The following is a 22,405-nucleotide window of genomic DNA, read 5'->3' as shown; positions in this document are numbered from 1 at the left end:
GAAACGTTTCAACGTATCAGGCGATGTCTCTTTTCATGATGACCATGCCGCGGTAAATTTCCTTCATCTGCTCGAAATCGAGTTCGTCGGTCCCCCAGCGCACAAAGCCGTTCTGTTCATAAAAGTCCACAGAGCGGCTGCTGTCCATGGCTTTGAGCCAGACAACGCGCTTGCCACTTTCCAGCGCATACTGCACCGTAAAATCCACCGCCCATTTGCCGATACCCATACCGGAAGCGCGGTCGACCAGGTATAGCCGCTCCAGCTCGAGGCACTCAGCATCGGTATAGCCTTCCAGCGCCTTGTCTTTGTTGTACTTCATAAAGCCCACCGGCTCGTCCTGGTACTGGATCATGAAATAAGAAGCATTGGGATTAGCCAGGTCATCGCGCAGCGCCTCCTCCGAGAAGCACCGGTTCAGATACCAGGCGCCGCCGTCGTGCCAGAGGTAGGTATAATGGTCGTTGTAAGCCTCTATGGCTATGTTCTGTAAGTCGGTCAGGTCTGCAAGCAGGCAGGGTGATATGGCAATGTCGGTCATAAAGTGTCAGTAAAAGAAATTGCTCAAGCCAATATACTACGCAGCAGCTGTTTTTTTGCTGCCCGGAAGCTTAAATTTCTTATTCCCACCGTAATTATTTCACTCTCCCTCCCGGAGCCGGCCTACCACACCGACTGGAATTGCACTATTTCAGATGACACCGAGAACAACCGTCACTCATAATCCGTATAAAACTCACTTGAAAATCAATGAACTATGAACAATTTAAGAATATTATCTTTTGCAATAATGTCAGTATTTCTACTAGGTAGTTGTGCTGGCTCAGACGGTTGGAGCAGTAAAAAGAAAGGCGCCGTGATAGGCGGTGCGGCAGGTGCTGCCACAGGCGCTGCCGTGGGTGGTACCTCTGGTGCGGTGATTGGTGGTGCGGCCGGTGCAGTCGGTGGCGGGGCCATCGGCCGTAAGAAAGACAAAAAGAAAAGGGAGCGCCAGCGCAATCAGGATAATTTGCAGCAACCACAAGAAGAACGCTAGGCTATACCTATCGTTACACAAAACAGGCCGTCGGTTTCCCGACGGCCTGTATTGTTTTCGGGAATTGCGATACCTGTCCCCAGACCTCGTGGTGTCTTCAGCCCTACGAGTGTTTAACAGATTGGCCTACGCTAAAAGTGCTTAGGTATAGCAACAGTTACCTTATCAGACACTAGCGGGAGCTGCGCGCTCCGCGTAGTCTTTTGCTACCTTCTCCCCCGCTTGCCTTTCCCTCCCCTGCCTGTGCCTTTGCGCTTGTCATTTTTAGAACCAGCGGCTGCATCCATAAAATCCTGCGCAGTAAGCGGAAAAGGATGCTGATCTACCACAGGTATGGCTTTGCCGGTGAGGTTTTGGATGGCGATGAGCAAGGGCGTTTCGCTGGCGCCGCAGAAGGTGATAGCAACACCAGCGGCCCCCGCCCTGCCCGTGCGGCCGATGCGGTGCACATAGGTCTCCGGCTCAAAAGGCAGTTCGTAATTGATCACATGCGAAAGCTCTTCCACATCAATGCCCCGGGCCGCCACATCAGTGGCGACAAGCACACGTGTTTCGCTGTTTTTGAAACTCTCCAGCACCCGCTCGCGGTCGCGCTGGGACCGGTCGGCGTGGAGGGCTTCGGCGACTATACCTACAGTACCGAGCTCTTTGGCCAGTTTGTCGGCTCCCTCTTTGGTGCGCATAAAAACCAGCGTGCGGTCTATACCTTGGTCCTGCAACAGGTGCAACAGTAAAGGCGTTTTGTTCGCTTTCTTCACATAGTACAGCTCCTGCCGTATGGTGACTGCCGTCGATGAAACAGGCGCAACTTCTATGGTTACAGGTTCTGTCAATATCTTACGGGCCAGTTTGCTCACCTCCGGCGCCATCGTAGCCGAAAAGAACAGGGTCTGCCGTTTTTCAGGTATCGCCTGCAGCACCTGCCGGATGTCCTGCAGAAAGCCCAAATCGAGCATGCGGTCTGCCTCGTCGAGCACCAGCAACTGCACGTGCCGCAACTCCACAAAGCCCTGATCAAGCAAATCCAGCAAACGGCCGGGCGTGGCTACCAGGATGTCTATACCTGCCTGCAGCGCGTCGGTCTGCACTTTGTAGGGCACGCCGCCATACACCACCAGGTGCTTCAGGTCGGTATACCTGCCGTAGGTCGCAAAGCTATCGCTTACCTGACTGGCCAACTCGCGGGTGGGTGTGAGCACCAGTGCCCGAATTGTTCGGGGCGCAGGTATAGCCTGCCCGTGCAGTAACTGCAGCAAAGGTATAGCGAAGGCTGCCGTTTTGCCCGTGCCGGTCTGGGCCGTTGCCAGCAAATCGCGCCCCCGCAGCACTTCAGGTATAGCCTGCCTCTGGATGGGTGTGGGTTGGGAATAGCCCGCTTCTTCCAGCGCCTGCAGAATGGGCGAAATTAGGTATAGGTCTTTAAAGGTCATTTTCACGTCAGGTATAAGGGCAGGACAACATGCGTGGCAAACCCTGGTGCAAAGGTATAAGGTAGCCTGGCAAGGCGCTATACCTGGCGGAAACAAAAACGGCGGGAGTGTATTCCCGCCGTTCTTCATTTGCTATACCAAAGGTATACTGTCCTTTGTCGAAAGTTCTTGATTTTAGTTAGGCACGTTAAGCCATCACCTCGTTCAGGTCCGGCAGACGCAGTCGGCCAAACCGGTGGAGGGTGTTCAAATGCGAGCGCACGGCCTGCATGAAGGTCTTGCTCTCGATGTAGGTGAGGTTGAACTCGGCAGCGGTTTGCTTCACGATTTCCGCGATGGCCGGGTAGTGCACGTGGCTGATGCGCGGGAACAAATGGTGCTCGATCTGGAAATTCAGTCCGCCTACGTACCACGACAACCACTTGCTCTTGCGCGCAAAGTTGGCGGTAGTGCTCAGCTGATGGATAGCCCAGTCATTCTCGATCACGCCACTCTCACTTGGCAGCGGATGGTTGGTGCCCTCCACCGTGTGCGCCAGCTGGAATACCGTCGACAGAATGATGCCGGCCACAAAATGCATCAGCACAAAGCCTACCAGCACTTCCCAGAAAGGTATACCGAAAATCAAAGTCGGAGCTACCAGTATGGAGAAGAAGTACAGCACTTTAAATGCGACGATCTTCAGAAAGGCCACTGTGTTTTCTGATTTGGAGTTGGCGTTCACCCCGCTCTTGATATACTTGAAGAACTGCACGAAATCTTTCAGAATTACCCAGTAAAGCGTGAGCAAACCGTAGAAAAATAACGCGTACGCCCACTGCAGCCTGTGGATGAACTTCACGTTGGTGTGCGGCGAAAAGCGCAGCACGACCATATCGTCGATGTCCTCGTCCATGTCCACCACGTTGGTGTAGGTATGGTGCAGAATGTTGTGCTGCAGTTTCCAGTTAAAGGCGGAGGCTCCCAGCAGGTTCACTGAGTGCGCCATCAGGTAGTTCACCGTCTTGTTTTTGGAAAAAGCGCCGTGGTTGGCGTCATGCATCACGCTCATGGCCACGCCGGCCACGCCCAGGCCCATCACAAACCACAGCAGCAGGCTGATGCCTATACCTGGTGTAAAGGCAAGCAGGACCGCAAACGGCACCACGTACATCAGCAACAGCACAATGCTCTTGACCAGTAGGTGGGCACTGCCGGATTTGGGCAGGTTGTTTTCAGAAAAATAGGCGTCCACACGTTTGCGGAGCGTCGGGAAAAACAAATTTTTTTCTTTGTTAACGAATTTTACTTTGCCTTTAAGCTTCATTTAATCTACTTGATAATCTTTATTCAAAACTCACCCGGAGGAAGTATATCCTACGAATCAGTTGGTTATGTGTTTGTCTGTTGCCGCTCTAACCTGTAATTTTCTGCTGCCAGTAAGCACTAAGCCATTAAACTTAGTCGGGCAGAAAGGCAAAGGAGGGTGCAAATATAGAGTGGAAATGTGGGAGTATAAGCAGGTGAGGTTATTTTGATTTCGTTAGCCGATAGCCTCGTTCATGCTCGGCAGCCTGCCAAAGCGATGCAGCGTAGCGATGTGTGAGCGCACGGCCTGTCCGAACGTCTCGTTCTCCAGGTAGGGTACGCCAAACTCTTCGGCTGTTTCTTTTACAATACCAGCAATGGCCGGGTAGTGCACATGGCACACACGCGGAAAAAGGTGATGCTCCACCTGGAAGTTCAGTCCGCCCACATACCACGAGAGCAGCTTGTTGTGACGCGAAAAGTTAACGGTGGTGTTCATCTGGTGTATCGCCCAGTCATTCTCAATCACCCCGGTCTCGTCCGGCCTTGGGTGTGTGGTTCCCTCCACGGTATGCGCCAACTGGAACACCACGGTCAGAATGATGCCGGCCACGAAGTGCATCAGCAAAAAGCCCAGCAGCACCTGCAGAAAGGGAATTCCGAAGAAAAGGGTCGGCACCCCAAACATCACAAAGAAGTACAGCACCTTCATGGCCACCAGTTTCATGAACCAGTTCCTGTTCTCAGCTGCCGTGTTGTTGTTCACGCCGTTTTTCTTGAAGAGCGCATACTGCACAAAGTCCTTGGCCACCACCCAGTAAAGTGTAAGCAGGCCGTAAAACACGAACGCATACACCCACTGCAGTTTATGAAAGAACTTCACTTTGGAATGGGGATTGAAACGCAGCACCAGACGGTCCTGAATGTCCTCGTCCATGTCCACCACGTTGGTGTAGGTATGGTGCAGGATGTTGTGCTGCAGTTTCCAGTTAAAGGCAGAGCCGCCCACTAAATTTAAGGTATGGCCCATCAAATCGTTGACGCGCTTGCTATTGGAGAAGGCGCCGTGATTGGCGTCGTGCATCACACTCATACCTATACCTGCCACGCCCAGGCCCATCACGAACCACAGCAGCAGGCTGAAGCCCAGACCGGGTGTAAAGGCAAGCAGCGCCACAAACGGCACAAAGTAAGCGAGCAACAGCACCACGCTCTTCACAATCATGGCGGTGTTGGCGGTTTTCGGGATGTTGTTCTCTGAGAAATAGGCGTCTACGCGCTTTCGTAGGGTTGGGAAGAAAAGGCTTTTGTCCTTGTTGACAAATTTGACTTTGCTTTGCAGCTTCATAGTTTTAGGTTAATGTGCGAAAAATTGAACCCACACATAGTGGCCTAAAGGCACAGAGAGTGAATTTTGAATATATTGATAAAAGAGAATTCGGCCAGTTTAAGTTCAGTTGCCATAGTGCCCCCCTTTGCCAAATTCAGTTTCCGATCGTTTAAAAAAAATAAGGAGATGTAGACTTTACAGTCCTGTTTAAGCTTGCAATATAGTCATTATCAAATAAAAATGGACTATCCCCGCGTTCACTGCTTAAAATTAAAATCCGCTGAAAAATCAAAAAAGCGATTGGCTATATATACACAAAAAAAGCCTGACCAGATACACTCCGGTCAGGCTTTTTAAAGCTATACCTGAAAAAAATTACAGGTGTATTACCTCGTCGTAAGCAGCGGCGGCGGCTTCCATCACGGCTTCGCTCATGGTTGGGTGCGGATGTACCGACTTGATGATCTCGTGGCCAGTTGTCTCCAGCTTGCGGGCTACCACTATTTCGGCAATCATCTCTGTTACGTTCGTGCCAATCATGTGGGCACCCAGGAACTCGCCATACTTGGCGTCAAAGATCACCTTCACGAAACCGTCCTTGGCACCGGCGGCGCTTGCCTTGCCCGAAGCGGAGAACGGGAACTTGCCTACTTTGATGTCAAGCCCTTGCTCACGGGCCGCTTTCTCCGTCAGACCAACCGAAGCGATCTCAGGAGAGCAGTATGTACAGCCCGGGATATTGCCGTAGTTCAACGGCTCCGGGTCGTGGCCTGTGATGGCCTCCACACAGATGATACCTTCAGCAGATGCTACGTGCGCCAGCGCAGGGCCCGGCACGATGTCACCGATCGCGTAGATGCCGTCTACGTTGGTTTTGTAGTACTCATCCACTACCACGCGACCTTTGTCTACTTTAATGCCCAGCTCCTCTATACCGATGTTCTCAAGGTTGGTCTGGATACCTACTGCCGAAAGTACTACTTCCGCCTCCAGCGTTTCTTCGCCTTTCGCCGTTTTTACTTTCACTTTGCAGATGTCGCCGCTGGTGTCCACAGACTCCACAGAAGCATCGGTCATGATGTTGATGCCCGACTTGCGGAAAGATTTGGACAGCTGACGCGATACTTCTTCGTCCTCTACCGGCACGATGTTCGGCAGGTACTCCACGATCGTCACTTTCGTGCCCATGGCATTGTAGAAGTACGCGAACTCCACGCCGATAGCGCCGGAACCTACCACTACCATGCTCTCCGGCATTTTGTCAAGCGCCATGGCCTGACGGTAACCGATGATTTTCTTGCCGTCGATTGGCAAGTTAGGCAGCTCGCGGGAACGGGCTCCTGTTGCCAGAATAATGTGATCAGCCTCTACCGTGTCTTTTTTGCCTTCCGCATCTGTTACCTCTATCTTGCCTTTAGCTACCACTTTACCAGTACCCATGATGGCGTCGATCTTGTTTTTGCGGAACAGGAACTGAATGCCCTTGCTCATGCCGTCGGCCACACCGCGGCTACGCTTGATCACCGCGTTGAAGTCAGCGGAAGCCTCCCCAACGGTAATGCCGTAGTCAGCCGCGTGGTTGATGTATTCGAACACGTTCGCGCTCTTAAGCAATGCTTTGGTCGGGATACAGCCCCAGTTCAAACAGATGCCGCCCAGCGACTCACGCTCGATCACGCCTACCTTCAAACCCAATTGCGACGCACGGATAGCCGCCACATAACCGCCTGGGCCACTACCCAGCACTACCAAATCGTATTTTGATGCCATAGTTTCTCTTTTTAAATGCTGAGCAAAATTAAACGATAATCCCAACTTCACAAAACCAGTTCTGTTACAGCGTTATCTGCACAAAGAGTAGCACTATACAAAGCCTATACCTTCACAATACTAAGAATTGCTACAAAAAATTGCATACCTATTCCGTATTGGGCTGAACTATTGTATTTTGCGCTCCATAACATGAGGTAACCCCTACTGCATGAAAGCAATTTTACTACTCATTATATCCGTACTTTTTGCACTACCGGCTTTCCCGCAGAATGCCGTAACGCAGCCTGCCCAGCAGAAGACAGCCCTGCAGCACTTTAACGCAGGTAACCAAAAGTTTAAGTCGGGCAAGTATACCGAAGCTATAAAGGAGTACAGCGAAGTGCTGAAGCAGGAGCCCGAGCACATCGTCACCATGACTAACCGCGGCATCGCCCGCGACCGCATACTGGACTACCGCGGTGCCATTGCTGACTTTGACAAAGCCCTGACGCTGGATCCTAAACACCTGGAAGCCTGGGTAAGTCGTGGCCTATCGAAGTATAACCTGCAGGACTACAAAGGGGCGCTCATTGATTTCAACACTGCCGTTTCGATCGATCAGTTGCAGGCGCACACCTACAATAACCGCGGCCTGGTACGCTTCGCCCTGAAAGACTACCGCAGCGCCATCATCGACTACGGCCGCGCCATCACCCTGCAGCCCAACTATGCCGAAGCCTATTACAACCGGGGAGCCCCCCGCTATACCAGCGGCGACGTAAGTGGTGCCTGCGAAGACTGGATCAAAGCGGAAAAGCTCGGCCTGAAAGAAGCTGCTCAATATTTGAAACAGTTTTGCGGACAGAATTCAGTTTCCTCTGCAAGCCCGGCTAAGTAAGAAACACTGCAATATCCTCGCTCGCATCCCGCGAGTGTGAGCTATCTGGTGGCGTCCCGCCACTTGTGCACGATTTACATCCCCCTACCCCTTCAATAGGGACTTTCATGTACGACTTGGTTAGGTGTGTTGTAGGGACTTGCATAGGTATACCATGGCGAGAGTGAGTCAGGTATAGGGTGCAGGCTTGCCAGTGCGCGATTCGGGCAGGTATACCAGTGTATGATAGCTGGTGCACGACTCGGACAGGTCGCGACCTGTCCCTACAAACGATTTCTCCTTTAAGGCTCTGCCACAAGGCTCTTCGGGATTTATCAATCCCGAAGCAAACGGTCGGGGATTTCCTAATCCCCGTGTGTCGGTTTTAGCGCTCTTTCGGACATCCCTGTCCGAAAGTAGTTCTGGCGGGGACATCCTTGTCCCCTATACCTGCAAACCTGAGCACGGGGATGTGGACATCCCCAACAGTTTGCTTTCGGACAGGGATGTCCGAAAGAGCATTTGAGAGCATTTGGGCATTATGAAGAATTTGGAAAAGCCGCCAGAGTCCGCGCAGTAGCTCACACTCGCGGGACGCGAACGAGGGCAAATCTGGACAGTTAACTTAGAATGAAACGACGCCAATGTTTTAATGACAGTAGCCGTCAGTATCAGAAAACAAAAAAGGGACGCTTTGCAGCGCCCCTTTTTTGTTACGCTCGAACTTAAGCGCTATACCTCTTCTTCATTGAAATTCTTCTGTTGCTCCGTAGCCAGCAGTTCCTGCTGCATGCCTTTGGGCTCGATCGCCATTAGTTTGCCCTCCAGCTCAGACTTCACTTCCTCGAAAGCATCCTTGTACTTCTTTTCGATCGGGTGGGCAGAGGGCAGTTTCACTTTCAGGGCGTCTACTTGCCGGCCGTTTTTCCAGAAGCGGTAGCACAGGTGCGGACCTGTCGCCAGTCCGGTGCTGCCAACATAACCGATGGTCTGGCCCTGACTGACGCGGGAGCCGCGTTTGATGCCCTTCGCGAACTTGGACATGTGCAGGTATTGGGTGGTATAAGTCTTGTTGTGCTTGATCTTCACAAAGTAGCCGTTACCTCGGGTATAGGAAGCTTCCAGCACCACGCCGTCACCCACTGTTCGGATCGGCGTGCCACGCGGTGCGGCAAAATCGGTGCCCAGGTGCGGCTTGTAGCGCTTCTGCACCGGGTGGAAACGGTTCTTGGTATAGCGGGAACTGATGCGGCTGTACTCCAGCGGCTCTCTCAGGAAAGCTTTCTTCAGACTTTTGCCGTCCTGGTCGTAGTAGCCTGCTTTCTGTCCTTCCTGCTCAAAGGCAATGGCATAAAGTGGTTTCCCTTCGTGCTCAAAATAAGCAGCCTTGATCTTCCCAAAACCGATCACACTTCCGTTTACCTGCTTTTCGTCGTAAATCAGTTTGAAATGGTCGCCGGGCTGCAGACGGCTGAGGTTGAGGCGCCAGGCGTAAATGTCGGCGAAGTGGTTGACCAACTGCGGTGACCCGCCAGTAGCCAGGATAGACTCGAATAAGGAGCTCTCGATAAAACCGGCAATGGCCCGCTCTACCACCTCCACTTCACGCTTCTCGAGGCGAACGTCAAGTTCCCCGTTCAGGTCGTAGATCACATATTCTACCTCGTTTGGTTCATAGATAAAGTAGCGGGCCGTCTGGGCGGAATCCTGGGCGTGCAGGATGATGTAGTTGCGCTTTGCGTTGATGCGGCGCACGTCGAATATCTTTTTGGATTTGCGGGCCAGTTGGTCAATGGTGACGGGTGTGATGTTGAAACTCGCCAGAATCTCCGAGAGGTTCTCCCCTCTCTCTACCGTGCCTTCTACTATTTCGAGTGTGTCGGTGGGGATACCGAAGATGATCGGGGCCGGTTTTTTGACTTTCGCCACTGGTTCGGGTGCCGGCTCAGGTGCTTTTTCTGCCTGTGATAAATGGAAGTTTTCGAAGCTGATTGTTTGCGCTGCCGTGATAAACACGAACATCGACACCGCGATCAGGATGGCTAGTCCGACACTACGTTTGAACATTACAAGGTACCTTTGGTTGGAAGAATGGCACGAAAATATGGTTTAACCGATAGAAATAAAAATCATTTACCATACAATATTCAGATTATAAATATGTTGCAATCCTATTTTAGAAGCAACATATAGCATCAAACACGTTTATTGGGCTCAACCACAATTGCACATTATCGCGTTTACCGTCCCTTAACCGGCTAGCTATCAGAAAATTGCAGACAAATAATACTGGAGGATGCGGAGGCCCTTCTGAATAAAAAAATCTTTTATAACTTTGGCCCCTATGAAAGCACTAGAAGGAAAAGTAGCCCTCGTAACCGGGGCATCAAAAGGTATAGGTCGCGCCATCGCCGAGAAGTTGGTAGAGATGGGCGCCCAGGTAGCGTTCACCTACCTCTCAAGCGTTGAAAAAGGCCAGGCCCTGGAGCAGGAACTGACTGCCAACGGCGGCAAAGCCAAAGGTTTCCGCTCCGACGCCTCTGACATGGCCCAGGCTGAGAAGCTGGTTGAGGATGTGGTTGCTGAGTTCGGCAAGATCGACATCCTGGTGAACAACGCCGGCATCACGCGCGACGGTCTGCTGATGCGCATGTCCGAAGAACAGTGGGACGCGGTGATCAATACCAACCTGAAATCTGTGTTTGCTTTAACGAAAGGTGCCACCAAGCACATGATGCGCGCCAAGAGCGGCTCGATCATCAACATCACTTCGGTGGTAGGTATAAAGGGCAACGCCGGCCAGGCCAACTACTCAGCTTCCAAAGCGGGTATCATCGGCTTCACCAAATCTGTGGCGCTGGAGTTGGGTTCGCGCAACATCCGCTGCAACGCCGTGGCCCCGGGCTTCATCGAAACCGAAATGACTGGCGAACTCGACCAGAAAGTGGTGGACGAGTGGAGAAAAGCAATTCCATTGAAGCGTGGTGGCACGCCAGAGGACGTGGCCAATGCCGTTGCCTTCCTGGCCTCTGATCAGTCTTCGTACATCTCCGGCCAGGTGCTGCAGGTAGACGGCGGTATGCTGACGTAATAAATAATGAATAATTATTAATGATGAATGAATAATTGAATAAGCCACCATTACTCAATATTCATTCATCATTAGTCATTATAAAAAGACCAATGCCGCGGCGTTTACGTTAGTAGCATTGGTCTTTTTCTTTTATCTTTAGAACTAACAAAGTTTACTTTCCAAATCTAAACTTTCTAACCTTCCAGCTTCTTTGAACTCCTTCCGCCTCATAACGACTTATTCACCCTGGCTGATCCTGGCTTGCCTGGCCGTGGGGGCGCTTTACGCCTGGCTGCTGTACAGCAAGCGGACGCCCTGGTCGGCAGGTATAAACTATACCCTGGCGGCGGTGCGCTTTGTGGTGGTGAGTTTTCTGTGCTTCCTGCTGCTCGGTCCGCTGGTGCGCTACGTCACCAACAGCACGCAGTCGCCTACCATTGTGTTTGCGGTAGATAATTCACAGTCGGTGGCGCTGTTCTCTGATTCCGTGCAGCTCCGGCAGGCGCAACAGGGATTGCAGAATCTGCGCAGCAAACTGCGGGAACAAGGTATACAGACTGAGGTGCGTGTTTTAGGTGATGCGGAGGCTCCCCAGGATCTGAGTGCATTACAATATGATGCAGAGACGACCAATTTAAGTGAGTTGCTCCGCAAGGTGGAACTTGATTTTGAGCAGCAAAACCTGGCTGGTGTCGTGCTGCTTTCGGATGGGATTGTGAACCAGGGCACCTCCCCTACTTACGCTAATTTTAACTATACCATCTACCCGGTGGCCATGGGCGACACCGTGCCAAAGAAAGACATCGTGATGGCTTCGCTGCGCTACAATAAGGTGAACTACAGCGGCAACCGTTTTCCGCTGGAGGCTGAACTGCAACAGCAGGGTTTCGATGGCACGTCCGTTACGGTGCAGCTGAAGGAAAACAAGAAGGTGATCGAGCGCAAAACCGTTACCCTCAAAGCTGGGCAGCCGTTGCAACAAGTGCCTTTTCAGGTGATGGCCAGCGGCCTGGGCAAGCGCCACTACGAGGTGGAAGTGCTGCCGCAGCAAGGCGAGTTCACCGAACTCAACAACTCCCGCAGCGCGTACATCGATGTGGTGAAAGGCAAGATAAAAGTACTGGTAGCCGCCGCATCTCCCCACCCCGATATCAAGGCGCTGCGTGCTGCCATCGAGTCGAACGAGAACTACGAAACGGAGCTGTTTATACCTGGCCTGACCACGCTCAAGCAGCAAGATTACGATGTAGCGGTGCTTCACCAGTTGCCGGGCCGCACAGCCGGTGGCGAGGCAGCGCTCAACCTGGTACGTCAGAAGAATTTACCTGCTCTCTACATCGTAGGTCCGCAAAGCGATATCGGCGATTTCAACCGGCTCAACGTGGGCATCCGCATCAATACACCGGGGCAGTCCGATGAGGTAACCAGTGTGGTCAACCCAAACTTCAGCACTTTTAAGGTAGCCGAGGAGGCCACGGAGCGCCTGCAACAGTACCCGCCGGCCACAGTGCCTTACGGTGACTACCAACTCAACCCCAACACTGAAACGGTGCTATTCCAGCAGGTGGGGCGTGTACGGACTACCAAGCCGCTGCTCACCGTGCAAACTGTGGGCAACAAACGCAACGCAGCGTTGCTGGCTTCCGGCACCTGGCAATGGCGCCTCACAGAAACGGCCACCCACGAAAATGCTGCTGTGTACGACAAGCTGATCACCAACCTGGTGCAGCTGCTCACGGCGCCCCGCAACAAGAAGCGCCTGAACGTATACCCGCAGCTCAACGAATACAGCAACTCCGATGAAATCCGGTTTGCAGCCGAGGCCTACAACGAAGCACTGGAGCTAATCTACGGACAGAACATCACCCTCAGGATTAAGGACACGGAAGGGGCCGAAAAGTCCTTTGAGTTTGCCAATGGCGAAAACCAGTCCGGGGTGAACATTGGCACCCTGCCGGGCGGCCGCTATACCTACACGGCCTCGGCCCGCATCAACGGTTCGTTGCAGCAAGACAAAGGCGAGTTTGTGGTGGAGGAGCAGCAATTGGAGGCCCTGCATGCCGTGGCTGATCACAACCTGCTGTACCAACTTGGCGCCAATACCGGCTCAAAACTTTATTATCCCGCCCAGCTGGAGCAGCTGGAGCAGGACATCCTAAAAGCCGAGCACAAGGATTTGATCTACAGTTCTGAATCGCTCAACGACCTGGTGGACCTGAAATGGCTTTTCTTTGTGATCCTGGCGCTGGTATGCGGTGAGTGGTTCGTGCGGAAGTACAATGGAAGTTATTAAACCTAAGCTATACCTCTGTTTATGAAAAGCCCCGCTGCACCACAACCTGTCGTACTGGAAACGGATCGCCTATACCTGAGCGAGTACACGCCGGAAATTTGCAATTACCTTTTCATTGCCTGCAGTAACGAGGAAATAAAGGCTTACCTGGGTCTGAAGTCGGCGGAGGAACTGGCAGAGGAGAAAGACAAGTTCAGCAAGGGCCTTACCACGTACTTTCACTCTTTCAAAAACTTCAGGATACTGGAGAAAGCTACCGGCACGATGATGGGCCGCTGCGGTTTCCATACCTGGGTAGTGAGTCACCGTCGGGCGGAAGTAGGCTATACCCTGCTGGAGGATAGCTACAAACAAAAGGGCTACATGAAAGAGGCATTGGGGCCCGTGCTGGCTTATGGCTTCGAGGAAATGGGCCTGCGCCGCATTGAGGCACTGGCCGCCGACTACAACATCCCCTCCATCAAACTGCTGAAGCACTACGGCATGCAACTCGAGGGCGTGATCCGGGAACATTATGTGGTAGATGGTGTCAACGAAGACTCCGTACTCTACTCCATCATCCGCCCCGAATACGACCAGCTTAAACAATTATGGGATCTGCAGTTCCAGATTCATCAGCCGGAGCAGGTATAGGGGTGATTGTTAATTACTGATTGTTAGTTGGTTAAATTGTTAATAGTCCAAATCTTTCTACAGCCCCCCCACTCCAGGGATTTACAGGATTAGCAGGATTCTCAATATAGATTCTTCATAAGTGGTTGTTAACAAAATTAATCCTAATTCATATAAATTTTGACCGAGCGTGATCAGGTCGCATCAACGTCGCTACAAGTCAAAACTCCCAAACTCCTCAACACTTAAACTCCTAAACTTGAAATACCTCATCCTCAACAAACCTTACGAAGTGCTCACCCAGTTTACGGACGAGGAAGGCCGTGCTACGCTCAAAGATTTTGTGCCCGTGCCTGACATCTACCCTGTCGGTCGGCTGGATTACGACAGTGAGGGATTGGTGCTGCTCACAGACGACAAAGCCCTGCAACACCGCCTGTCTGACCCGAAGTTTAAGATTGAGAAAACCTATTGGGTGCAGGTGGATGGCATACCTACAGCAGAAGCGCTGGAGGAATTGCGCCGCGGGGTCATGATCAAAAACACGAAGACCGCTCCCGCCAAAACCTGTCTGCTCGAAGAGGCCCCACAGGTATGGGAGCGCTCCAAACCGATCCGCTTCCGGAAAGACATTCCGACAAGCTGGGTAGAGATCAGGATTTCGCAGGGCATGAACCGGCAGGTGCGCCGTATGACGGCCGCTGTGGGCTTCCCGACCCTTCGCCTCATCCGTCCGGCCATTGGCCCGCTTAGCCTGGGCGAGCTGCAACCCGGCGAGTACCGCGAACTGACAGCAGAGGAAATTGCCGAACTGAAGGGCCTGACAGCAGGCAGCAGCTTCAGAGCCAATCCCGCCTCCAAACGCAAATCCACCGGAGGCCGCCACTATGACAGCCGCAACAACTCCAGCAGGAAGAAAAAATTCTAGAAAGTTTTTAACACCTTACAACCATTCCATCTGTTTCAGGGTCCTGTAGTTAAAAGGCAAATAATTGTAGATTATAAAGGCCGATTGCTTCACATTTAGAAAGGACTATCATGAAAAAAGGACCTCTACCCGTACTACAGCGAGCCATCGCCCTGCTGTTTTTCCTGCCTGCCCTGCTGCTGAGCTCCTGCTCCGACGAATGTGAGTCGACTCTAACCTTCACCGTATTCGAGCCGGTGTACGTGCTGCGGGCAAATTTGCAGAGTGCTGTGGAGGTAGCGCCAGCACAAACCCTCCGGGAGCCGGGCAAGATCTACGCCAAAGGGCACTACCTTTTCATCAATGAGGTAAACAAAGGGGTCCACATCATCGACAATTCCAATCCCAGAGCGCCCCGCTTCCTAAGCTTTATCACTATTCCGGGCAATCTGGACATGGCAGTGAAGGGCAATATTCTGTACGCCGACAACTACATCGACCTGGTGGCCCTTGACATCAGCAATCCACTGGATGTCAGGCTCATCAACCGCGTTGAAAATGTCTTCCCGACCTACTTCGGGATGCTGGTCAACGATACAGCTTCGGTCTTCATCTCTGAATTTAAAGAAACGCAGCTAACACAGCCACCCGGCACCGACTGTAGTAGTGCTGGTCCGGGCTGGCGCAATGGCTGGATGACTTTTGACGGAGTTTCCTTCGCTTCCGCTTCCGTGGCGCAGCCCAGCAATTCGGCTGGCAAAGGCGGCTCGATGGCAAGGTTTACGATCTCCGGCAATCATTTGTATACCGTCAGCAACTCTGACCTGCAGGTGCTTGATATCAGCAACATGGCTAGCCCGAAAAAGGGCGAGAAAATCAGGCTGGGCTGGGGCATCGAAACCATCTTTCCTTACGAAGACAAGCTGTTCATCGGCTCCACCACAGGTATGCACATCTACGACAACAGCAATCCGACAAGCCCGGTGCACCTGTCTACTTACGCACACGTCAACAGCTGCGACCCGGTGGTGGTGGAGGGCGACCTGGCCTGGGTGACGCTACGCTCGGGCAATGCCTGCGCCGGCTTCACCAACCAGCTCGAAGTGATCAATATCAGCAACCCGCGCAGTCCGCAGCTTATCAAAACCTACCCCATGCAAAATCCGCACGGTCTAGGTATAGACCGCTCAACACTCTTCCTCTGTGAGGGCAAGTACGGCCTGAAGATCTTTGATGCCAAGGATCACCTGAAAGTGAGCGATAACCTGCTCTCCCATTTCAAAGAGCACGATGCCTTTGATGTGATCCCGCTGGGGAGCAACCTGCTGCTGATAGGCCAGGATGGCCTCTACCAGTACGACTACAGCAACCTGAAAGACATCAAGCTGCTCAGCAAGCTGCCCGTATCACGCTAATCATCTCATCGCCGCTCTATGAAATTTCTATACCTGCTCACCCTGTTTTTTTTCACTTCCGGACTGACGATGGCGCAGTCTGAAGAACAGCCTGTAAAACACTATAGGGGCACGGTCGAGATCGGCTACCTGTACGGGAACAACAAACAGGGTGATATAGACAATTTTGTGGCTGCGCCTTCTGTCAAGATTTTCAATGGATTCCGCCTGCACAGGCTCCTGGCTGTAGGCGCCACCACCGGATTTGATTTTTATAACAACCTCCTGATCACGCCTTTTGCGGTGGGTATTCGCGGTGAGGTATTCGACACACGTATTAGCCCGATCTACAGCATCGATGCCGGGTATGGCTCCGCTTTACTGAGCCACGAATCTGACAATGAAAAAAAGAAGGGCGGCTGGATGTTTAACCCGGCCCTGGGCTTCCGTGTCAGGAGCGGCCATAGCACCGCCTATACCTTTGCGGCCGGCTACAAAACCCAGAAAGCAGAAACCGTCTATACCTGGGGAGGCAACGAGTCAGAACAAAAGATAAACTTCAAGCGCGTGTCGGTGCAACTGGGCTTTATGTTTTAGCCTGCTCCCCCACTATATGCTTCACAATCTTCACGGCGTGCTCCCGGGAGTTTTCGATGAACCACACGTGTGTTTCCATGCCGCCGCACACCACGCCAGCCAGGTATAGGCCCGGTAGATTGGTTTCCATGGTGTCGGGGTTATGGAACGGGTGCCGGTATACGTCATCCGATAGCTTCACGCCTATTTTCTCCAGAAAGGCAAAATTCGGCTGGTAACCGGTCATGGCCATCACATAATCATTGGCGATCGTTATTTTCCCCTCCGGCGTCAGGATGTCCACTTCGTCTTCCCGCACCTCGGTGATGCGGGAGTTGAAATAGGCTTTGATGCAGCCTTCGGCAATGCGGTTTTCTAGGTCGGGCTTGGTCCAGTATTTGATGCGGCCCAGCTCGCCGTCGCGCACCACCATGGTCACCTCTGCTCCTTTGCGCCAGGTTTCCAGCGCCACGTCCGCCGAAGAATTATTGGCCCCGATGACCACCACCTTCTGCTTGTAATAGAAATGCGGATCGTAGTAGTAGTGCCGCACCTTGTCAAGCTCCTCGCCCGGTATACCGAGTTTATTGGGAATGTCGTAAAAACCGGTCGCGATGATCACGTGCTTTGCCCTGTAGCCGGCTTTATTGGTGCTGATCAGGTATAGCTCTTCCTCCCGCACAATCTCTTTTACTTCCTCAAACAAATTGATGTGCAGGGCGCCTGTATCGGCCACCCGGCGGTAGTACTCCAGCGCCTCGTTCCGGTTGGGCTTGGCGTGGATGGAGGGAAATGGATAGCCGCCGATCTCCAGCCTGTCGGAGGTGGAGAAAAAGGTCATGTGCGAGGGATAGTTGAAAAGCGAGTTCACCAGCGTGCCCTTCTCCACGATCAGGTAAGTCAGGCCAGCCTTTTTTGCCTCCAGTCCGCAGGCAAGCCCGATGGGGCCACCGCCTACGATCAGTATATCGAGTGTGTTATTCACTATATGGTAAATTATAAAAACTAATGCTGTGTGCCGAAGCCTGTGAACGTGTAGTACGCAAGTGGCTCGAATTTACTCACGCTCTTTTCCCATGGCATAGGCAATGCCTCCCCAAACATGCTCCAGAAAGGCCGGTTCGCTGTAACTTTCTACAGTATGGCCAAGGCCGGTATAAAATGCCCTGCCTCCATCATAAGCATGGAACCAGGCAATGGGGTGTTGCTCGCCATGCTTGCCCCCTGTATAGGTAGACTCGTCCAGTCTGGCCAGTACTTGTACTTTCGGATTCAGATTTTTGAAGTTATACCATTCGTCGGTGCGCTCCCATCTCTCAGGAAGTCCTTTTGTAGCGGGGTGATCTCTCTTAGCTACGGCAACGACTGCCTGCTGCACTTTCGGGTGGCTTTCGAACTGCGCGCCTACCAGCTTGGTATACCAGGGCCAATCATACTCTGTGTCTGTGGCAGCATGTACACCTGCAAAACCTCCGCCTCCGCGGATGTAGTTTTCGAAAGCTGTTTGCTGCTCCGGGTTCAGCACGTCCAGGGTTGTGTTCAGAAACACAACGGCCCGATACTGCTTCAGCGAATCCGCCACAAAGTACGCTGCATTTTCGGTTGTGTCCACTTTTACCTGATGCTCATGCCCTAGCTTCCTAAGCGCTGCTTTGCCAACAGGTATAGAAGCATGCCGGAACCCTGTTGTTTTGGAGAAGATCAGGATGCGGGCAGACGCTGTTCCCGGATTTGAAATCGAAGAACTATCTGCCCGATCGCAGGCTTGAAAACTGCCGGATACAAGCAACAACAGCAAATAAGCGAATAGGTTGACTTTCATATGACTTGGTATTGATTCTTATTTACAGGTATAGACTTACCAAAAAGCGTAAAATTATTTGCCCTAATCATCTGCAACTCTGGGCTCACTTAAACCATTGTCACCAAGCTTCAACCTTTTGCCATCCCTGTGCACAAGATCAAAATACTTTTTTTCGGCCGGGTGAAACTCATGACCTAATATAACAAATGTTTAGCAGCTCTTCGAGTTCTTCCAAAATCCGGTACAATTCCTTAGCTTTAGAAACTCAAACAATCTACTCTAAACTATACCTACATCTACACAATGCAAAAGCGTATACTTTCTGTCGCGCTGCTGGTGGCCCTGAGCGGGGGCGCTGTGCAGGCTCAGAAGAAAGCACCCAAGCAGCCGGCCTCCACACCCGCCAAAGAAAGGCTGCAGACAACCGAAAAGCGTCAGCAACTCGACCAGAACTCCTTGGTCAAAAACGTGGCCTTCCGCAACGTAGGCCCTACCGTACAAAGTGGCCGCATCACCGACCTGGATGTAAACCCGAAAGACCCCACCAATTTCTACGCGGCTTACGCCTCGGGCGGTCTCTGGCGAACCACTAACAACGGCATCTCCTTTGAGCCGATCTTCGACAACGAAGCCGTGATGACGATTGGTGACATCGCCGTGGACTGGAACAACAACCAAACCATCTGGATCGGAACCGGCGAGAGCAACTCCAGCCGCTCCTCATACTCGGGCGTGGGGGTATACAAAAGTACCGACGGGGGCAAAACCTGGCAGCACATGGGACTCGACGACACGCACCACATCGGTCGCATCGTGCTGCATCCAACGGACCCGAACACGGTATGGGTAGCAGCAGTAGGCCATCTGTACTCGCCTAACAAAGACCGAGGCATCTACAAAACCACGGACGGCGGCAAAACCTGGAAAAAGACGCTCTTCATCGATGATAATACGGGCGCCATCGACCTGGTGATCGACCCGAAGAACCCCAACAACGTGTACGCGGCCATGTGGCACCGCGAGCGCCGCGCCTGGGATTTCGTGGAAGGCGGCAAAACCTCCGGCATTCACAAGTCAACGGACGGTGGCAACACCTGGACGCGTGTGACGAACGAGGGCAGCGGCTTCCCGACTTCTGAAGGTGTGGGCCGTATCGGTCTCGACATTCACCCGGGCAACCCGAACATCATCTATGCTTTCCTGGATAACCAGGAGCTGCGCCAGGCAGAGAAAAAGGAACCGAAAGCAGGTGAATTGCAGAAGGATCAATTCAAGGGGATGACGACGGAGGCTTTCCTGGCCTTGAACGACAAGGACCTGAACAGCTTCCTCGACAGTAACCGCTTCCCGGCCAAGTATACCGCCAAGACGGTGAAGGCGGACGTAAAGAGCGGCAAGATCAAACCGGCCGCGCTGGCTGCTTACCTGGACGACCCATTGGCGGTGACAACGGAGGCCCCGGTGAAAGGTGCTGAGCTTTACCGCTCTGACGACGCTGGCAAGACCTGGAAAAAAACGCACGAGAAGCCGATCGACGACATGTACTCGAGCTACGGCTACTACTTCGGCGTGGTGCGTGTGGCGCCTTACAACCCGGATAAGGTATACCTGCTGGGGGTGCCCCTCCTGACCTCAGATGACGGCGGCAAAACGTTCCGCAACATTGAGGGTGACAACGTGCACTCCGACCACCAGGCGCTGTGGGTGAGCCCCGACAAGCCCGGTTACGTCATCAACGGCAACGACGGTGGCCTCAACATCACCTACGACGACGGCAAGACCTGGGCCATCGCCAACTCCCCTTCCGTAGGCCAGTTCTACGCCGTGGCCGTGGACATGGAGAAACCTTACAACATCTATGGCGGTCTGCAGGACAACGGCACCTGGTACGGTCCAAGCAACTACCAGTTCAGCTCCGCCTGGACCCAGAACGGCCGCTACCCATACCAGCGTTTGGGCGGTGGCGACGGCATGATGGTGCAGGTGGATTTCCGCGACAACAACACCGTATACCTGGGCTCGCAGTACGGCAACTACGCCCGCGTGGACAAGCGCACCGGCCAGCGGGTTTCAGTTAGACCAAGCCATGAGCTGGGCGAAACACCGCTCCGCTTTAACTGGGAAAGCCCGATTCATTTGAGCCGCCACAACCAGGACATCCTTTACTTCGGTTCCAACAAATTCCACCGCTCCATGAAAAAGGGCGAGGAGATGCAAACCCTCTCGGACGATTTGACCAACGGCGGTTTGAAAGGCGACGTGGGCTTCGGCACGCTGACCAGCATTGACGAGTCCCCGCTGAAATTCGGCCTGCTCTATACCGGTTCTGATGACGGGGCGGTTCATGTGTCCAAAGACGGTGGCTATAACTGGGAGAACATCTCTAAGAAATTGCCGCAGCACATGTGGGTGTCCACGGTGGTAGCTTCTAACCACAGCGAAAACCGGGTGTATACCTCGCTCAATGGTTACCGTTGGGATGACTTCACGCCTTACCTGTACGTATCGGAAGACAACGGCAAAAAGTGGGAGCGCCTGGGCACGAACCTGCCAGCCGAAGCCATCAACGTAGTGAAGGAAGATCCAAAGAACCCTGACCTGCTCTATGTAGGCACCGACCACGGCCTGTACATTTCACTGGATCGTGGCAAGACCTTCATGCAGATGCGCAACGGCATGCCAGCCGTAGCTGTGCACGACGTGGTCGTACACCCACGTGACAACGATTTGATCGTAGGCACGCACGGCCGCTCGATCTACATTGCCAATGTGGAACACCTGCAGCAACTCACGCCGGAGATTCGCAGCCAAAAGTTACATTTGTTCGCCTTCCAGCCGACCAATTACAACCCGCGTTGGGGACAGTCGTGGGGAGCCTGGGGTGAGCCGGCAGAGTCTACGCTGGAAATCCCTTATTACACGGCACAGGCCGGCACTGCCACGATCCGCATCAAGACGGACAAAGGGCAGTTGCTGAAAGAACTGAAAGATGAGCATGAGCGTGGCTTGAACTACGTGGCCTACAACTTCTCAGTAGACCAGGCTAACGCGAAAGCCTACGAAACAGCCTTGAATGGCAGCAAGAAAGACGGCGAAGAAGCGGTGAAAGTAGAAGCCGCCGACAACAAAGTAATCTACCTGCAGCCAGGAAAGTACATTGTGGAGGTAGAGACAGCCGACGGCGGCAAATCAACCTCTGAATTCACTTTAAAGGCGCAGGAACGCAGATCCAGAAGCTAATTCTGGCTTCGGCTATACCTGAAAAAAGCGAAGGCAGCTCCGATGGGGCTGCCTTCGCTTTTTTATACCTGTTCCTCCATCCTTGATTATCAGATAGGTTATTAAACTGGCACATATATTGTTATAAATTATTTTATATTTTATATATAAATCGTGTCATCCATCTTTCATCTCTAACGACTAAAAACTCCCGCTTATGAAAATCAAAATTCTACTGTTCGCACTTCTCTTCTGGTCTTCGCATACCGTAATAGCACAGGACAAGTGGACTCCTAAAATTGGCTATGGCATCGTGTATGCCGGGAACGGCGATATACCCGGTCATTGGTTTATGGGTGGGATGCAAACACAGATCTCCAGGCGATCAGGCTTTGAGGTGTTGGCAACTGGCACTTACATTGAGCAGACCCGTCGCTGGGCTGCGGGGTACGAAACGTTTCAAAAGTCGAATGGAGTTGCCCTGGAGGGTTCATATAACCTGTTCATTAACGCTGGCCCCGTCCAGCTATACCCTGCCGCGGGGCCCGTATTAAGGTATGCGAGCGAACGGGAACTGCGTGGACTCCATATTCACTATAATGGACAGGGCAGTATTACGGAGTTTCAGCCCGATATGCGCTCCCGCAATGGGTTACAGGCAGGCTATGTTTTGGCGCTTAACCTGGATGTGAAGGTAAAACAGCGTCTGACGTTCGGACTGAGAGGTTCTGTTCAAAGCTTTCATGGTGGCCAGCGACTGGCTGCTGTAGGCCTTACCCTGAAAAATGCGAAATGGTAACTACTAGGTACCACGT

18 protein-coding genes are annotated in these 22,405 nt (G+C 52.7%); 10 read left to right on the top strand and 8 right to left on the bottom strand.

Annotated features, from left to right (window positions below; translation table 11 throughout):
• Positions 1 to 16 precede the first annotated feature (16 nt).
• Positions 17 to 541 (bottom strand): GNAT family N-acetyltransferase, encoded by a 525-nt coding sequence (locus tag Q4E40_RS09390; protein ID WP_303411678.1) that lies wholly within the window; start codon positions 539 to 541, stop codon positions 17 to 19.
• Positions 542 to 790: 249 nt separating this feature from the next.
• On the opposite strand from Q4E40_RS09390, the gene Q4E40_RS09385 reads away from it, so the two are divergent.
• The gene (locus Q4E40_RS09385; RefSeq protein ID WP_303411676.1) at positions 791 to 1,036 is read left to right on the top strand and encodes a glycine zipper domain-containing protein; all 246 of its coding nucleotides are present in this window, start codon (positions 791 to 793) and stop codon (positions 1,034 to 1,036) included.
• 206 nt (positions 1,037 to 1,242) lie between these two features.
• On the opposite strand, the gene Q4E40_RS09380 is transcribed toward Q4E40_RS09385, so the two are convergent.
• The 4 genes from Q4E40_RS09380 to lpdA form a co-directional block, all read right to left on the bottom strand.
• Positions 1,243 to 2,466, bottom strand: coding sequence for a DEAD/DEAH box helicase (locus Q4E40_RS09380; protein WP_303411675.1), 1,224 nt, complete (start codon positions 2,464 to 2,466; stop codon positions 1,243 to 1,245).
• 187 nt (positions 2,467 to 2,653) lie between these two features.
• Positions 2,654 to 3,772: a fatty acid desaturase family protein gene (locus Q4E40_RS09375; RefSeq protein ID WP_303411674.1), complete on the bottom strand. Its 1,119-nt coding sequence runs from the start codon at positions 3,770 to 3,772 to the stop codon at positions 2,654 to 2,656.
• A gap of 216 nt (positions 3,773 to 3,988) precedes the next feature.
• Complete coding sequence (locus Q4E40_RS09370) at positions 3,989 to 5,101, bottom strand: fatty acid desaturase family protein (protein ID WP_303411672.1); 1,113 nt, start codon at positions 5,099 to 5,101, stop codon at positions 3,989 to 3,991.
• 357 nt (positions 5,102 to 5,458) lie between these two features.
• Positions 5,459 to 6,853: a dihydrolipoyl dehydrogenase gene (gene lpdA / locus Q4E40_RS09365; RefSeq protein WP_303411670.1), complete on the bottom strand. Its 1,395-nt coding sequence runs from the start codon at positions 6,851 to 6,853 to the stop codon at positions 5,459 to 5,461.
• 211 nt (positions 6,854 to 7,064) lie between these two features.
• Between lpdA and Q4E40_RS09360 the strand changes: the two genes are divergently transcribed.
• Positions 7,065 to 7,733, top strand: coding sequence for a tetratricopeptide repeat protein (locus Q4E40_RS09360; protein ID WP_303411668.1), 669 nt, complete (start codon positions 7,065 to 7,067; stop codon positions 7,731 to 7,733).
• Positions 7,734 to 8,444: 711 nt separating this feature from the next.
• Here the strand turns inward: Q4E40_RS09360 and Q4E40_RS09355 are convergent.
• Positions 8,445 to 9,779, bottom strand: a complete 1,335-nt coding sequence (locus Q4E40_RS09355; RefSeq protein WP_303411666.1) for a M23 family metallopeptidase — start codon at positions 9,777 to 9,779, stop codon at positions 8,445 to 8,447.
• 277 nt (positions 9,780 to 10,056) lie between these two features.
• Here Q4E40_RS09355 and fabG point away from each other — a divergent pair, with 277 nt between their 5' ends.
• The 6 genes from fabG to Q4E40_RS09325 all read left to right on the top strand — a co-directional run bounded on the left by fabG (position 10,057) and on the right by Q4E40_RS09325 (position 16,588).
• Positions 10,057 to 10,803: a 3-oxoacyl-[acyl-carrier-protein] reductase gene (fabG, locus tag Q4E40_RS09350; protein ID WP_303411664.1), complete on the top strand. Its 747-nt coding sequence runs from the start codon at positions 10,057 to 10,059 to the stop codon at positions 10,801 to 10,803.
• 193 nt (positions 10,804 to 10,996) lie between these two features.
• Positions 10,997 to 13,078 (top strand): vWA domain-containing protein, encoded by a 2,082-nt coding sequence (locus tag Q4E40_RS09345; RefSeq protein WP_303411662.1) that lies wholly within the window; start codon positions 10,997 to 10,999, stop codon positions 13,076 to 13,078.
• Positions 13,079 to 13,099: 21 nt separating this feature from the next.
• Entirely contained in the window at positions 13,100 to 13,711 is a 612-nt protein-coding gene (locus tag Q4E40_RS09340; RefSeq protein WP_303411660.1) for a GNAT family N-acetyltransferase, read from the top strand.
• A 238-nt stretch (positions 13,712 to 13,949) separates the two neighbouring features.
• On the top strand, positions 13,950 to 14,618 hold the full coding sequence (locus Q4E40_RS09335; protein WP_303411659.1) for a pseudouridine synthase: 669 nt from the start codon (positions 13,950 to 13,952) through the stop codon (positions 14,616 to 14,618).
• A 110-nt stretch (positions 14,619 to 14,728) separates the two neighbouring features.
• Positions 14,729 to 16,012: an LVIVD repeat-containing protein gene (locus Q4E40_RS09330; protein ID WP_303411658.1), complete on the top strand. Its 1,284-nt coding sequence runs from the start codon at positions 14,729 to 14,731 to the stop codon at positions 16,010 to 16,012.
• An 18-nt stretch (positions 16,013 to 16,030) separates the two neighbouring features.
• Positions 16,031 to 16,588 (top strand): hypothetical protein, encoded by a 558-nt coding sequence (locus Q4E40_RS09325; protein ID WP_303411657.1) that lies wholly within the window; start codon positions 16,031 to 16,033, stop codon positions 16,586 to 16,588.
• Here Q4E40_RS09325 and Q4E40_RS09320 read toward each other — a convergent pair.
• Both Q4E40_RS09320 and Q4E40_RS09315 read right to left on the bottom strand, forming a co-directional pair.
• Positions 16,578 to 17,552, bottom strand: a complete 975-nt coding sequence (locus Q4E40_RS09320; RefSeq protein ID WP_303411656.1) for a YpdA family putative bacillithiol disulfide reductase — start codon at positions 17,550 to 17,552, stop codon at positions 16,578 to 16,580. The genes Q4E40_RS09325 and Q4E40_RS09320 overlap by 11 nt on opposite strands.
• 72 nt (positions 17,553 to 17,624) lie before the next feature.
• Positions 17,625 to 18,389: a ThuA domain-containing protein gene (locus tag Q4E40_RS09315; RefSeq protein ID WP_303411655.1), complete on the bottom strand. Its 765-nt coding sequence runs from the start codon at positions 18,387 to 18,389 to the stop codon at positions 17,625 to 17,627.
• A 285-nt stretch (positions 18,390 to 18,674) separates the two neighbouring features.
• Between Q4E40_RS09315 and Q4E40_RS09310 the strand changes: the two genes are divergently transcribed.
• Both Q4E40_RS09310 and Q4E40_RS09305 read left to right on the top strand, forming a co-directional pair.
• Positions 18,675 to 21,611 (top strand): WD40/YVTN/BNR-like repeat-containing protein, encoded by a 2,937-nt coding sequence (locus Q4E40_RS09310; protein WP_303411653.1) that lies wholly within the window; start codon positions 18,675 to 18,677, stop codon positions 21,609 to 21,611.
• Positions 21,612 to 21,807: 196 nt separating this feature from the next.
• Positions 21,808 to 22,389 (top strand): hypothetical protein, encoded by a 582-nt coding sequence (locus Q4E40_RS09305; RefSeq protein WP_303411651.1) that lies wholly within the window; start codon positions 21,808 to 21,810, stop codon positions 22,387 to 22,389.
• Positions 22,390 to 22,405 lie beyond the last annotated feature (16 nt).

The sequence above is a fragment of the Pontibacter coccineus genome, assembly GCF_030546575.1.
Taxonomy (GTDB): Bacteria; Bacteroidota; Bacteroidia; order Cytophagales; family Hymenobacteraceae; genus Pontibacter; species Pontibacter coccineus.
The sequence above is the reverse complement of the archived record's forward strand: the minus strand, read 5'-3'. Positions and strand labels throughout refer to the sequence as shown.

Coding starts and splice junctions, on each gene's coding strand:
- Q4E40_RS09390 (WP_303411678.1), bottom strand. CDS start 541: ATGACCGACATTGCCATATCACCCTGCCTGCTTGCAGACCTGACCGAC.
- Q4E40_RS09385 (WP_303411676.1), top strand. CDS start 791: ATGTCAGTATTTCTACTAGGTAGTTGTGCTGGCTCAGACGGTTGGAGC.
- Q4E40_RS09380 (WP_303411675.1), bottom strand. CDS start 2,466: ATGACCTTTAAAGACCTATACCTAATTTCGCCCATTCTGCAGGCGCTG.
- Q4E40_RS09375 (WP_303411674.1), bottom strand. CDS start 3,772: ATGAAGCTTAAAGGCAAAGTAAAATTCGTTAACAAAGAAAAAAATTTG.
- Q4E40_RS09370 (WP_303411672.1), bottom strand. CDS start 5,101: ATGAAGCTGCAAAGCAAAGTCAAATTTGTCAACAAGGACAAAAGCCTT.
- lpdA (WP_303411670.1), bottom strand. CDS start 6,853: ATGGCATCAAAATACGATTTGGTAGTGCTGGGTAGTGGCCCAGGCGGT.
- Q4E40_RS09360 (WP_303411668.1), top strand. CDS start 7,065: ATGAAAGCAATTTTACTACTCATTATATCCGTACTTTTTGCACTACCG.
- Q4E40_RS09355 (WP_303411666.1), bottom strand. CDS start 9,779: ATGTTCAAACGTAGTGTCGGACTAGCCATCCTGATCGCGGTGTCGATG.
- fabG (WP_303411664.1), top strand. CDS start 10,057: ATGAAAGCACTAGAAGGAAAAGTAGCCCTCGTAACCGGGGCATCAAAA.
- Q4E40_RS09340 (WP_303411660.1), top strand. CDS start 13,100: ATGAAAAGCCCCGCTGCACCACAACCTGTCGTACTGGAAACGGATCGC.
- Q4E40_RS09330 (WP_303411658.1), top strand. CDS start 14,729: ATGAAAAAAGGACCTCTACCCGTACTACAGCGAGCCATCGCCCTGCTG.
- Q4E40_RS09325 (WP_303411657.1), top strand. CDS start 16,031: ATGAAATTTCTATACCTGCTCACCCTGTTTTTTTTCACTTCCGGACTG.
- Q4E40_RS09315 (WP_303411655.1), bottom strand. CDS start 18,389: ATGAAAGTCAACCTATTCGCTTATTTGCTGTTGTTGCTTGTATCCGGC.
- Q4E40_RS09310 (WP_303411653.1), top strand. CDS start 18,675: ATGCAAAAGCGTATACTTTCTGTCGCGCTGCTGGTGGCCCTGAGCGGG.
- Q4E40_RS09305 (WP_303411651.1), top strand. CDS start 21,808: ATGAAAATCAAAATTCTACTGTTCGCACTTCTCTTCTGGTCTTCGCAT.